The 13585-nt window shown below is 67.1% G+C and carries 7 protein-coding genes; 3 read left to right on the top strand and 4 right to left on the bottom strand.

Annotation, left to right across the window (positions count from 1 at the left end):
• The first annotated feature begins 97 nt into the window (after positions 1–97).
• Both pepN and DES45_RS14615 read left to right on the top strand, forming a co-directional pair.
• A complete protein-coding gene (gene pepN, locus DES45_RS14620; RefSeq protein ID WP_114770752.1) occupies positions 98–2749 on the top strand; it encodes an aminopeptidase N in 2652 nt (883 codons plus the stop codon).
• 194 nt (positions 2750–2943) lie between these two features.
• On the top strand, positions 2944–5271 hold the full coding sequence (locus DES45_RS14615) for a PAS domain-containing sensor histidine kinase (RefSeq protein WP_114770751.1): 2328 nt from the start codon (positions 2944–2946) through the stop codon (positions 5269–5271).
• A gap of 21 nt (positions 5272–5292) precedes the next feature.
• Here the strand turns inward: DES45_RS14615 and DES45_RS14610 are convergent, their stop codons facing one another.
• Positions 5293–6228 (bottom strand): DUF5996 family protein, encoded by a 936-nt coding sequence (locus DES45_RS14610; RefSeq protein WP_114770750.1) that lies wholly within the window; start codon positions 6226–6228, stop codon positions 5293–5295.
• A gap of 403 nt (positions 6229–6631) precedes the next feature.
• Between DES45_RS14610 and DES45_RS14605 the strand changes: the two genes are divergently transcribed.
• A complete protein-coding gene (locus DES45_RS14605; RefSeq protein WP_114770749.1) occupies positions 6632–7162 on the top strand; it encodes a glycine cleavage system transcriptional repressor in 531 nt (176 codons plus the stop codon).
• A 259-nt stretch (positions 7163–7421) separates the two neighbouring features.
• Here the strand turns inward: DES45_RS14605 and DES45_RS14600 are convergent, their stop codons facing one another.
• The 3 genes from DES45_RS14600 to DES45_RS26075 form a co-directional block, all read right to left on the bottom strand.
• Positions 7422–8315, bottom strand: a complete 894-nt coding sequence (locus tag DES45_RS14600; RefSeq protein WP_114770748.1) for an aminoglycoside phosphotransferase family protein — start codon at positions 8313–8315, stop codon at positions 7422–7424.
• 80 nt (positions 8316–8395) lie between these two features.
• A complete protein-coding gene (locus tag DES45_RS14595) occupies positions 8396–10459 on the bottom strand; it encodes a prolyl oligopeptidase family serine peptidase (protein WP_114770747.1) in 2064 nt (687 codons plus the stop codon).
• Positions 10460–10659: 200 nt separating this feature from the next.
• Complete coding sequence (locus DES45_RS26075) at positions 10660–13515, bottom strand: beta strand repeat-containing protein (RefSeq protein ID WP_170151512.1); 2856 nt, start codon at positions 13513–13515, stop codon at positions 10660–10662.
• Positions 13516–13585: the final 70 nt, after the last annotated feature.

Here is a 13585-nt window from a genome sequence, read left to right as displayed (position 1 = left end):
TGAAAATTAACCATTGCCCGACCCCATCCCGAGGTCTTGCGCCACCCGGCCGGGACTCCAGATCACAAGACAGAGCGACGCCCACGAAAGCTGAAAGATGCGCACCGACATTGCCCAGATCGTCCGCCTCGAGGATTACCGGCCAAGCGACTTCCTGATCGATCGGGTCGAACTCGACGTCCGGCTCCATCCCACGGCGACGCGCGTCACGGCCACGCTTTCCCTGCGGCCGAATCCGAAGGGGCGCGCGGATGCGCCGCTGGTCCTGGACGGGGACGAGGTCAGCCTGACATCCGTCGCGCTCGACGGCCGCCCCCTCCCCGACAGCGAATTCGAGGCCTCGCCGCAATCGCTCACCATCACCCAGCCGCCGCGCGGCCCCTTCACCCTCACCATCGAGACGGAGATCGACCCGACCTCGAACACCAAGCTGATGGGCCTTTACCGCTCCAGCGGGAACTACTGCACCCAGTGCGAGGCGGAAGGGTTCCGGCGCATCACCTACTTCCTCGACCGGCCGGACGTGATGGCGGTCTACACCACCCGCATCGAGGCCGATAAGGACGAGGCACCTGTCCTGCTCGGCAACGGCAACCGGATCGAGGCGGGTGAGATCGCGGGCACCGGCCGGCACTATGCCGTGTGGCACGATCCGCACCCGAAGCCGTCCTATCTCTTCGCGCTGGTCGGCGGCCGCTTGGGCCGCGTCGGCAAGACGTTCAGGACCATGGGCGGCCGCGAGGTGGAACTCGCCATCTATGTGGAGGCCGGCAAGGAGAGCCGCGCGGACTACGCCCTCGATGCGCTTGAGCGCTCCATGCGCTGGGACGAGCGCGTCTTCGGCCGCGAATACGATCTCGACGTGTTCAACATCGTGGCCGTGTCCGACTTCAACATGGGCGCGATGGAGAACAAGGGCCTCAACATCTTCAACGACAAGTACGTGCTGGCGAGCCCGGAGACCGCAACGGACGTGGACTACGCCAACATCGAGGCGATCATCGCGCACGAGTACTTCCACAACTGGTCCGGCAACCGCGTGACCTGCCGCGACTGGTTCCAGCTCTGCCTGAAGGAGGGCCTCACGGTGTTCCGCGACCAGGAGTTCTCGTCCGACGAGCGCTCGCGCCCCGTGCACCGCATCGCCGAGGTGAAGACCCTGCGGGCGCGCCAGTTCCTGGAGGATGCGAGCCCCCTCTCCCACCCGGTGCGGCCGACGCAGTACCGGGAGATCAACAACTTCTACACGGCGACGGTCTACGAGAAGGGGGCCGAGATCGTGCGCATGCTCAAGACCATCATCGGCCCGGAGGATTTCCGGCGCGGGATGGACCTCTATTTCGAGCGCTGCGACGGCACCGCCGCCACCGTGGAGGACTTCCTCGCCGCCTTCGCGGAGGTGACCGGGCACGACCTGTCGCATTTCGCCCGCTGGTACGCCCAGGCCGGCACGCCCCGCGTCACCGTGACGGGAACCTACGACCCGGCGGCGAAGACCTACCGCCTCGACTTCACGCAGGCGACCCCGCCGACGCCGGGCCAGCCGGACAAGGAGCCGATGGCGATCCCGGTCGCGCTCGGACTCGTGTCCCGCGACGGCGAGCCCCTGCAGGCCGCCTCCGATCGGGTGAGCCCCCAGGGCGTCTTCCTGCTCGACAAGGCTGCCGACAGCCTCGCCTTCACGGGCGTGACCTCCCAGCCGGTGCCGTCCCTGTTCCGCGAATTCTCGGCCCCGGTGCGGACGTCGCTCGACCTGTCGAACGAGGAGCTGCTCGTGCTGCTCCGCCACGACAGCGACGCCTTCAACCGCTGGCAGGCGACCCAGACGGTCGCCATGCGTCTCCTCGTCGCGCAGGCGAAGGGCGATGCGGTCGCCGATTCCGATCTTGCGGATCTCGCCTCCGCCCTGTGCGCCTTCATGGAGGCGGACGCCCTCGACGATCCGGCCTTCGCGGCTCTCGTCCTCGCCCTTCCGAGCGAGGCGGACATCGCGCAGGAGATCGGCCGCGACATCGATCCCGACGCGATTCACCATGCCCGCAAGGCCATGCGCCGACGCATCGGGCAAGCCTGCCGGGAAACGCTTCATCGGTTCCGCGACTCTCTCGCCGAGCGCGGCCCCTACAGCCCCGACGCGGCGAGCGCGGGCCGTCGTGCGCTGCGGAACGCCTCGCTCGATCTCCTGGCGGCGGCCGATGCGGCGCTGGGCGAGCAGCTTGCGGTCGAGCAGGTCGACGACGCCGGCAATATGACGGACCGGCTCGCAGCACTCGGCGTGCTGATGACCCTTCCGGGCGACGCACGCGAGGCCGCGCTCGCCCGGTTCGAGGAACGCTACCGCGACGAGCCGCTCGTGCTCGACAAGTGGTTCACGCTGCAGGCGGCGATCCCGGAGGACGGCACGCTCGAACGCGTGAGGCGTCTCATGGAGCATCAGGCCTTCGCGATCGGCAATCCCAACCGCGTGCGCGCGCTCGTGGGCAGTTTCGCGATGCTGAACCAGGTGCGGTTCAACGCGAAGGACGGTTCGGGATACGACTTCCTGGCCGATATTGTGCTGCAGGTGGACGAGCTGAACCCACAGCTCGCGGCGCGGTTGCTGACCTCGTTCAGCAGCTGGCGGATGATGGAAAAGACGCGCCAGACGCACGCGAAAAACGCCCTTCAGCGCATTGCCGGAAAGCCCAATCTTTCCCGCGATGTAGGCGATATAGCCGCACGTTCCCTCGAGGAACCGCGTGGCGCGTAAGTTCCTGTAACGTAAAGTGTTTCCGGTCGTCTACCACGGACGGATGACCGGAAAAACGCGGTCTCAATTTTTTGTTAACCTCATCGATCACATAGCTAGACAAATCACTCGCCCATGATTCTATTGATGGTGATTCGGAGAGATGCGGCACGTCCTCCGATCAAGGACGTAAACGGTTCCGGAGGAAGCATCGCATGGCGGGGGCGGTGACCGCATGCGTACCCGCACGTGCGGGTACGATTCTCGGGGTAACGCGATCTGATGCGAACCCCACCTATCGGCGGCTCGAGCAATACGAACCCTGGCTCCGGCTTGCAGTTCCCGCTCTTCTGGCCCTCTTCCTCGTCACGCTTGCGGCGAGCGCCTGGATCCAAGTGCGCGAGAACCGCAAGGACACGCTGGTCGACGCCATCGCCGACATCGACATCATCGCGTCGCTTGCAGCGGCCAAGTTCGGCGACCGCGCCGCGCCGGCCGACCGCAACGCCGCCGCCGCGCAGCTCGCCGCGCTCGCCAAGAGCATGCCGGAGAGCACGCTCGGCCACAGTCGCACCCTTCTTCTCGTCGATCGTACCGGCGCGATCATGGCCGCGCATCCGGCCGCGGCCGCGACGCCGCGCACCCTCGCCGACGTGCTGGGCGACGCGCAGCCGCTCGCGCTCTTCGCCGACCGCGCCGGCGTGATGACGGTCCGGCTCGCAGGCGGCGAGGACGGCATCGCCACTGTTCGCTCCCTTGCGGCATCGGATGGGCAGATCGCCGTCGTGCAGCCGCTGCCGCGGGTTCTCTCTGGCTGGTGGACGCGCACCATCGGCCACGTGTCGCTGCTCGGCGCCACCATCGTGGTGCTGCTCGGCCTCGGCATCGCCTACGTGATGCAGTCCAACCGCGCCCGCGCTGCCGACGAGGTCTGCGAGAAGGTGCGCGACCGGATCGACTCCGCCCTCAACCGCGGCCGCTGCGGCCTGTGGGACTGGGACATCGGACGCGGCCGCATCTATTGGTCCGACTCGATGTACGAACTCCTCGGCTACGAGCGCCAGGACGAGTTCCTCTCGTTCGGCGAAGTCAACGCCATGATCCATCCCGAGGATCAGGACCTCTACACCCTGGCCGAGCAGCTCGCCTCCGCCAGCACCTCGCTGGTCGACTACGAGTTCCGCATCCGCAGCCTCAGCGGCGACTGGGTGTGGCTGCGTGCCCGCGCCGAGCTGATGAACGATCCCGACGACGCTGCGAGCCACCTCGTGGGCATCGCAGTCGACGTGACCGAGCAGCGCAAGCTCGAGGAGAAGACCGCCAAGGCCGATGCGCGCCTCCACGACGCCATCGAGGCGATCTCCGAGGCCTTCGTGCTGTGGGACGCCAACAACCGCCTCGTGCTCTGCAATTCGAAGTTCCAGAAGCTGCACGAGCTGCCGCCGGATGCGAACCTCCAGGGCATGGGCTATGCGGATGTCATGGCGCTCGGCCGTCCGCCGGAGGTGCAGCACCAGTTCGTGCGGGCGCAGAACCAGGACGTGGGCGCGCGCACCTTCGAGGCGCGGCTCCAGGACGGGCGCTGGCTCCAGATCAACGAGCGCCGCACCAAGGACGGCGGCTACGTGTCGGTCGGCACGGACATCACCGCGCTCAAACGCCACGAGCATCGTCTCGTCGAGTCCGAGAAGGAACTCATCGCGACGGTTCTCGACCTCAAGCAGTCGCGCCAGAAGCTCGAGGCGCAGACGCACCAGCTCGCGGACCTCGCCGAGCGCTACCTCGACCAGAAGGCGCAGGCCGAGAGCGCGAACCGCGCCAAGTCCGAGTTCCTCGCCAACATGAGCCATGAGCTGCGCACGCCGCTCAACGCCATCATCGGCTTCGCGGAAGTGATGCAGAGCGGCATCTTCGGGTCGCTCGGCTCGGAGAAGTACGAGGAATACTGCACCGACATCCGCTCCAGCGGCGAGTACCTGCTGTCGGTGATCAACGACATTCTCGACATGTCGCGCATCGAGGCCGGCCGCACGAGCCTGACCAAGCAGCCAATCGAGGTCCATTCGTCGATCCAGCGCGCGATCAAGCTCGTGAGCGAGCAGATCCGCACCAAAAACCTCACGATCGCCGTCGACGTGAACCCGGAGGACATCGTGGTGCCGGCGGACGAGCGCGCCCTGCACCAGATCCTCGTCAACCTGCTGCAGAACGCCACCAAGTTCACCAGCGAGGGCGGCTGCATCACGGTTCGCACCCGCCAAGCCGGCAAGGCGGTCAACATCTACGTGGAGGACAACGGCATCGGCATCCCGGCCCATGCCCTGCAGAAGCTCGGCCGGCCCTTCGAGCAGGTCGAGACCGAGTTCTCGAAGAGCTACAAGGGCTCGGGGCTTGGCCTCGCCATCGCCCGCTCGCTCACGGAGCTCCACGGCGGATCGCTTCGCATCAAGAGCCAGGAAGGCGTCGGCACCATCGTGCTCGTCCACCTGCCGCTCACCGAGGCCACCCACGCCGACATCGCGCTCGCCGACGCGGCGGCGTAAGGACGAAGCCGGCTCCCTGCCCTACCCGACGAGCCGCGGCTGCGCCGGAATCCCGAGCGGGCATTCCAGCGCCGCCCGGTCCCAGCGTCCGGCCTCGGCCGCTGCCGCGTAGGTGGTCTCAAGGAAATCGAGCAGCAGCGCATCCGGTGCATCTGCGCTGCGGACGGCCTCGTAGGGCAGGATGAACTCGCCGAGGGTCGCATCGAAATAGGCCGGCGGCGACACCGAATGCTCGCGAAATCCCTTCGGCTCCGGATAGGCGTAGGAGTAGAAGGCGGCCTGTGGGAAGGCTTCGCTGCCCGGCCAGAAGCCGGCGCTGCTCACCTCGTGCGAGTAGGCCTCGCGGGTGACCGCATCCGGCAGTCCCGGAACGCCGCCCGGATGCAGGGGAGCGGGCCTCCCCGAGAATCGCGTGACCGCAAGATCGAAGCTGCCCCAGAAGAAATGAACCGGGCTCGCCTTGCCGAGAAAGCTGCTGCGGAAGAGCTTGAAGACCCGGTCCGCCTGCACGAGCGCGCGCCAGAACCGGTGGGCTGCTGCAGCGTCGTAGGCGGAATGGATCCGGTCCTCCGAGAAGCGGATCGGGTCGGGGACCTCGTTGGGCATCTCGCTGATCGCCACGCGGACGCCCATTCCCTGCAGGAGGTTCATGACGCCTGCGTAGAAATCCGCCACGGTCTGAGGTTTGAGATCGAGCGTCCCCTCGTCCCCGCGGCTCGTGCGGGCGACGAGGCGGTGGGCGATGAAATCGAACTCGATCTCCAGGATCTCGGCCCCGAACGGGACGGGCGAGGTTCCGAGTCCGCGGGCGGTCACGTAGAGCGGAACGTGCCAGCCGTGATTGAGCCAGGGCGACAGCGCGAGCCGCACCTTTCCGACCACCTGGGTCCAGAGTTGAAGGGTCCTCGCGGTCTCCCGCCAGTCGGCATAAGGCAGATCAGGCCACACGGCGTCCATGGGAGGTCTCCGGTCGGGGCAACGGGACATCGGCAATGCGGACCACCAGTCCGCTCCGGGCGTGAACCCAGCTTAGATGTCCTCAGCCCGACCGCAAGACCGTCAGAGGATGAGGGGCAGGTAGAGAACGCCGATCACGCAGATCACGGAGAAAACGGCCGTGATCTCCGCCAAGCGCGACACCTGACTCGGATTCTGGTTGTTGTCCCCGTTCATGGCTCGTTACCCCGGCGCCCTTTTTGGGCGGTATCCTGTTCCTGGTTTCCACCCTATTCGGAGTGGGACAGGGCCGATGTGCCCTGGGGCACACCGAATTTATATATGTTATAGTATATATAATTATGCCCCTTCCGGCAAGCCGCTCCTTGGTGCCAGAATGCCCCTCCACGCGAGGAGGGCTAGGATGAGTTCGGTTGCCTTGGTTTCGGTTCTCGGTCCCGACCGCGTCGGCCTCGTGGCGGAGGTCGCGGAGCGCCTGTTCAACGCCGGCATCAATCTCGGCGACACAACCTTCGCGGCTCTTGGGTCCGGGGCCGAGTTCGTCGCCCTGTGCGAGCTTCCGGACGGGATGACGGCGGGCGAGATCGAGGCCGACCTGAAGCAGCTTCCGACACTCCAGGGCGCCGAGGTTCGGGCGGTGCCCTATCCGTTCGGCTCGTCCGCGGGTCCGACAGGAAAAGTGACGCACCGCATCACCATCGGCGGGGGCGACCAGCCGGGGCTCCTGGCGCGGCTTGCCGAGGTCTTCAAGCGCTACGAGTCGAACATCGTGCGCCTGGAAGCCCGAAAGCTCTCCGAGGCCGATCAGGACCTCTACGTGACGCGCTTCGCCGTGTTCATCCCGCCGGACCAGGCGAACGCATGCCTCGCGACCGTCAGCAACACGGCCGGTTCGCTCGGCCTGAGCTGCAACGTCGAGGAGAGTTCGTTCTAGAGCAAAGTGCGAAAAAGTGGACCCGGTTTTTCGCCAGAACGATGCTCTCATTGAGAGAGAAAGCATCGTACGGAACCGAACGTCTGCGTCAGCGACCTTTAGGGCCCGCCAGAGCACCGGATGCATGATCTGCGCCACATCCTGCGGGCTCGAGATGGCTTCCGCACTCTTACGGCACAGAGAGATACGGCACTTGCGATGTCGGATTGACGGAAGCGGGCATTCCTACTTCGCCTCGTTCGCCGGAAGTCCACTCGGTTCAGACGTCAAGATCGTCGAGCAGGCGGGAGAGCGTGTTTCGACCGAGCGCGCTCATCCTCGGATTGGAGCGCTCGTAGTACCAAACCAGCCCCATCGCCTGCTGGAACGCCCATGCTGCGCCGCGCTTCCACTCGACGTCGCCCGATCCGAGATGAGCCCGCACGATTTCCCTCCGGTCGCGGTCAAGAAGATGCCATGCAGCGACGAGATCCAACGCCGGGTCGGCCGGCCCGAAGCTGCCGGCATCGAGCACGCCCACAAGACGTTCGCCATGCACAAGAAGGTTCGCAGGAATGAGATCCCGATGGCTCATGACGTGGGGGCCGGACGGCGGCAGCTCCCGCAGCCGGGCCCACATGAGACGCAGGCGAGCAACGTCGAGGAGATCCTCGCTGTTCTTGAAGCAGACCTCCATCCAGTCATCGTGATCGGGAAGGTTGCCGCCCCTCCCCTGTCCATCGAAGTGGCGACCGTGCGTGTCCGCTGCACGCAACGACGCGATCAGGTCGGCGATGTCGAGGGCAAATCGCGTGGAGGCCGCAAGCCCGTTTGGCGTTGCAACATCACCCTCGATCCAGCTCTGCACCGCCCACGGCATCGGATAGAGCACGCCGGGTCGACCAAGTCCCAACGGTCGAGGAGTCGCAAACCGGGAATGCTTCGAGAACTCCGTCATGGCTGCCGCTTCACGGCGAAGCATCTCGGCGCACTCGACCGGCTCCATCTTGCGCAAGGGGAACCTTGCCGCCACCCGGGATCCAATCCGGAAGATTGCATTGACGGTGCCGGCCGTCTCAAGTCGCTCGATCCGTTCATCGCGATACTGCGGGAACTGATCGACGATCATCCCGCGAATGACATCGGCATCGATATGAACCTGATTGTCGTGCATCGTGCTGCCAATGCCTCCGGCCAACGTCGCTCCTTGCAGAGCCGAGCATGCGCTCGTACGAACGTCCGATGGGCGAGAGATCAGGCGCCGGCAGTGCGATGTGCGTCGGCAGGCTGGCCGATCGTCCGCCTGAGGAAGGCAAAGCCCAGCGCGGACAGGAACGCCGCCTGCCGCTTGTTGGCGGCGCCATGGCCGCCGTCGTCAGGCTCGTAGAACAGCACCGACTGCCCAAGAGCTTCGAGCTTTGCCGCCATCTTGCGGGCATGTCCCGGATGGACACGGTCGTCCCGGCGCGAGGTCACGAGCAGCACCGGCGGATAGGTGCGGCCCTCCTGCACGTTGTGATAGGCCGAGAAGCCTTCCATGAAGGCCCAGTCCTCGGGCTTGTCGGGATCGCCGTATTCGGCCACCCAGCTCGGGCCTGCGAGCAGCTTCGTGTAGCGACGCATGTCCAACAGCGGCACCGTGCACCAGACCGCTCCGAAGAGCTCGGGATAGCGGGTCAGCATGTTGCCGACGAGCAAGCCTCCGTTCGAGCCGCCATAGGCGGCAAGCTGCCCCGCAGTCGTCACCCCGCGCCTGACGAGATCCCGGGCGACGGCGGCGAAATCGTCGTGGGAGAGGCGCTTGGCCTCGCGCATTCCGGCCTTGTGCCAGGCGGCTCCGAACTCCCCGCCGCCGCGGATGTTGGCCACGATCCAGACATTGCCCTTCTCCAGCCAGACCTTGCCGATCGCACCGAGATATCCGGGCGTCAGCGAGACCGAGAAGCCGCCATAGCCGTAGAGCACCGTCGGGCGCGGGCCGGTGCGGCCCTTGGGGCCGATCTCGAAGTAGGGAATGCGCTCCCCGTCGACCGAGCCGACCTCATGGCGCGTCACCTCCAGGCCCGCGGCGTCGAAGGCGGATGGGGCCTCCTTCAGGATCTCGATCCGGGTCTCCGGGGCCACGAGGGCGAGCTTGGTCGGCTCGACATAGCTCGCGATCACCAGCAGGAACTCGTCCGTGCGCTCGAGTTGGCCGGAGTCGAGCGGCATCGCGTGCAGCGTCGCCGTTTCGGGCACCCCGCCGAGGCGCTCCTGGCTCCAGGGCTCTCCCGGCGTGGCGAGCCAGATCTGGCTGGCGAGGTTGTCGAGCACCGTGAGGACGAGCCGCGACTTCGTCCACCAGAAGCCCTCGAGCACCCGCCGGGCGGAGGGCCGGAACAGGACCTCGAAGGCGCGATCGCCTTCGAGGAAGCGCGCGAAGCTGATCGCCAGAAGCGAATCCGCCGGATGGGTGGCCTCAGGCAGGACCCAGTCGCTCTTCAGCTTCACGACCATCCAGTCCCGCTCCACGTCGAAGCGGGCGTCGAGCGGGAGATCGATCGCCACGGGCGGCCCGTCCCCGTACGCCACGTAGCTGATCCCCTCCTCGAAGGTGATCTGGCGCCGGTAGAAGGTACGCTCGAAGCCGGGCTCATGATCGACCGCCGCCGAGACCGCGACGTCCGTCGTCTCGCCCTCGAACACGAGCGGAGCCTGCGCAAAATCCGTGCCGCGCCGCCACAGGCGCACCGTGCGCGAATAGCCCGAAGTCGTGGCGGCGCTCTCGCCCAGGGTCTTGGCGACCAGCAGCGTGTCGGCATCGACCCAAGCCGCGCCGCCCTTGGCTTCCGGCAGATCGTAGCCGCCTTCGACGAAGCGCTTCTCGACGAGGTCGAACTCCCGCGTGACGACCGCATCCGCGCCGCCGCGGGACAGACTGACGAGGCCGAGCCGGTGCTCCGGCTCGAGAGTCGAGCAGCCCTTCCAGACCCAGTCCTGTCCCTCCGCCTGCGCCAGCGCGTCGAGGTCGAGCACCGTCTCCCAGTGGGGTTCGGGCTTGCGGTACTCCTCCAGGGTGGTCCGCCGCCACAGGCCGCGCACGTGGTTCGCGTCCTGCCAGAAATTGTAGAGCATCCCGTGCCGCCGCGTGACGAACGGGATGTTGTCGGGCCGGGTGGAGAGTTCGTAGATCGCGTCGACGTCGGCCTCGAAGGCAGCGTCGCGGAGTACCGCTCCGGTCGCCTCGTTGCGGGAGCGCACCCAGCCGAGAGCCGCCTCGCCCTCCACCTCCTCCAGCCAGGAAAAGGGGTCAGGGTGCTCCGATGCGGGTTGAGCCATTGGGTGATCTCCGGCCGGTAGGGCGTGGCAGGCGGTTTCAGCGAACCCGGATGATTATCGAACGTTCCCGGCCCACGGCAACCCCCGACAGTCCCCTGGACGGAGCGTGGCCCGCGGCACCGGACGTCCGCTCCGAATGCGAAAAGGCGCGGCGCCTTCCGGCGCCGCGCCCTGTGGTCACGTTATCCTGCGTGCGAACGTCAGGCGATCATGAACAGATCCGCGCTGAGAACGGTGCCCGGAACGAGAACCGCGAACTTCACCTGTTCGATCCGCCCTGTGCCGTCCGCGTCGTAGAACAGCTCGCCCGTTTCCGCATGGTAGATGATGCGGTGGTCCGCAGTCGTGGCATTCTTGTCCAACGTGAAGGCTGCCGCATCGAGCGGGCCCGAGCGAAGGCCGGTGAAGATGCCGCTGTCGAGCTGGATCCGGTCCTCGCGGAAGTCGAAGTCCGTCACCGCATCGACGTTACCGGCACCATTCAGCAGCGCGTCGAACACGAAGATGTCGCTGCCGCGGTCACCGGTCAGCGTATCGTTGCCGTCGCTGCCGCGCAGGACGTCGTTGCCGGCCCCGCCGTCGAGCAGGTTGGCCGCGCCGTTGCCGGCAAGCACGTCGTCGAAAGCCGACCCGGTGAGCCCTTCGATCGAGATCAGGACAGTGCCCGAATTGCCGCCGGAGAGGTCGAGGTTCAGGCTCGCCGACGCCGTGGAATAATCCGCGATGTCGAAGCCCTCGCCGCCGTCGAGGGTGTCGTTGCCACCCCCGCCGCTCAGCACGTCGTCGCCGCCATAGCCGACCAGCAGGTTGTGGCCCGCATTGCCGGTGAGGCGGTCGCCATGGCCTGAGCCGATCAGCCCCTCGATGCCGACGAACGTGTCGCCGGCCGCATCGCCGCCCGTGCCGCCGCTCGCCAGGCTCGCCACCACGCCGGCGCCGGCGCCTTGGTAGCTCGCCATGTCGAAGCCGAGGCCCCCGGTGAGCGCGTCGGCCCCGTCGCCGCCGGTCAGCGTGTCGTTGCCGATGCCGCCGTCGAGGCTGTCATTGCCCCGGCCGCCGCTCAGCACGTCGTTGCCGCCCGCGCCGGATAGAACGTTGGCTGCATCGTCGCCCGTGAGCCGGTCGTCGTAGGACGAGCCGACGAGCGCCTCGACGCCGCTGAACGTGTCGCCGGCCGCCTCCCCGCCGCTGCCGCCTACCGCGAGGCTTGCGACCACGCCCGCCTGCGCATCCTGATAGGTGGCCGTATCCCAGCCGGCCCCGCCGTCGAGCGTATCGTTGCCGGCATCTCCGTCGAGCAGATCGTCGCCCGCCTGGCCCGAGAGTACGTTTCCGCCCCCATCGCCCGTGAGCTGATCGCCATGGGCCGAACCGGACAGGTTCTCGATGCTCTCGAACACGTCTCCGGCCGCGGCGCCGTCCGTGCCGCCGTCGACGAGGCTCGCCGCCACGCCCGACGCCGCATCCGCATAGGACACGGTGTCGAGACCTGCCCCACCCGCGAGCGTGTCGGCGCCGTCTCCGCCTTCGAGCGTGTCGTCGCCCGAATGGCCCTCCAGCAGGTTGCCGTTCGCATCGCCCGTGAGCCGGTCGGCATGGGACGAGCCCGACAGCCCCTCGATGCCGGTGAAGCTGTCGGCCTGCGCCTTCGCGCCCGGCGCGAGGCTCACCACGACGCCCGCCGACGCGCCCGCATAGGAGGCGATGTCGAAGCCGGCGCCGCCGTCGAGTGTATTGGCGCCGGCCCCACCCACGAGCGTGTCGTTGCCATGGCCGCCCACCAGCGTGTCGTTGCCGTCGCCGCCGTCGAGCACGTCATGGCCGGAGCCGCCGGTGATGACGTCGCTGCCGGCGCCGCCCGAGGCGGTGTCGTCACCGGAGCCGCCATCGAGGAAGTCGTTGCCGTCATCGCCGTTCATCGCGTCGTCGCCGGCTGCGCCAATGAGCGTATCGTGGCCCGCGCCGCCATAGAGCGCATCGTGGCCGTCCCCGCCGTCGAGGTAATCGCCGCCGCCTGCGCCCACGAGCACGTTGGAGGCCGCATCACCGCTCAGATGATCGTCGAACTCGGTGCCGGCGAGCCCCTCGACGCCGCTGAACACGTCGCCTTCGGCGTTGCCCGTGGCCAGGCTCACCGTCACGCCGGACGTGGAGCCGGCATAGGAGGCCGTGTCCCAGCCGTCGCCGCCGATCAGCGTGTCGGCACCGTCGCCGCCGATCAGGATGTCGTCGCCGTCTCCACCATCGAGCAGATCCGCGCCGTCCCTGCCCGAGAGCGTGTTCGCGCCCGCATCGCCGGTGAGTTGATCGTCGTGGTTCGAGCCGGAGATGTTCTCGATATCATAGAATCGATCCCCATCCGCCTCGCCGCCCGTGCCGCCGGTGGCGAGATTTGCGGTCACGCCCGCAAGCGCATTGCGGTAGTCGGCCGTGTCGGTGCCGGCGCCGCCGAGCAGGAAGTCACCTCCAAGACCACCTGCCAGCGTATCGTTGCCGGCTTCGCCGAAGAGCCAGTCGGTGCCCGCGCGGCCGTCCATGTAGTCGTCGCCGCCGCCGCCGATGAGGTTGTTGTTCTGGCCGTTGCCGAGGAGTTGGTCGCCGTAGGCCGAACCGGCGACGGCCTCGATGCCGTTGAACCGGTCTCCTTCGGCGCCGCCGGCGGTGATAACATTCTCGAGGTCGACGATCACGCTCATTTGGGAGTCGGTGTAGTTCACCTGGTCCCAACCGTCGCCACCCACGAAGGTGTCAGCTCCCGCGCCGCCGTTGAGGACGTCGCTTCCGGTATTGCCGTCGAGCAGATCATCTCCGTCGCCTCCATTGATCACGTCGGCATCGGCGCCGCCATCAATGGTGTCGTCTCCGGCCGCACCGTTGAGCGTGTCCATGCCGTCGCCGCCGATGAGCGTATCCGAGAAGGCATTGCCGGTGATCGCGTCGTCACCCTTGCCGCCCAGCACCCAGCCTCCCTCATCGATCACGTCGTTGCCGGAGGTGCCGTAAACCGTTCTCGCCGCGTAGTCACTGAAGATGACGCTATAGCCTTTGCGGATCACCTCACCTGATCCGGCATCGGGGGAGGCTGCAGGTGGAGGATCCTGGATGAAGAAGGTGTCGTTCGACCAT

It is taken from the genome of Microvirga subterranea, assembly GCF_003350535.1.
GTDB classification, from domain to species: Bacteria; Pseudomonadota; Alphaproteobacteria; order Rhizobiales; family Beijerinckiaceae; genus Microvirga; species Microvirga subterranea.
Note: the sequence above shows the minus strand (reverse complement) of the source record. Positions and strands in the feature narration are given on the sequence as shown.

Coding starts and splice junctions, on each gene's coding strand:
- pepN (WP_114770752.1), top strand. CDS start 98: ATGCGCACCGACATTGCCCAGATCGTCCGCCTCGAGGATTACCGGCCA.
- DES45_RS14615 (WP_114770751.1), top strand. CDS start 2,944: ATGGCGGGGGCGGTGACCGCATGCGTACCCGCACGTGCGGGTACGATT.
- DES45_RS14610 (WP_114770750.1), bottom strand. CDS start 6,228: ATGGACGCCGTGTGGCCTGATCTGCCTTATGCCGACTGGCGGGAGACC.
- DES45_RS14605 (WP_114770749.1), top strand. CDS start 6,632: ATGAGTTCGGTTGCCTTGGTTTCGGTTCTCGGTCCCGACCGCGTCGGC.
- DES45_RS14600 (WP_114770748.1), bottom strand. CDS start 8,315: ATGCACGACAATCAGGTTCATATCGATGCCGATGTCATTCGCGGGATG.
- DES45_RS14595 (WP_114770747.1), bottom strand. CDS start 10,459: ATGGCTCAACCCGCATCGGAGCACCCTGACCCCTTTTCCTGGCTGGAG.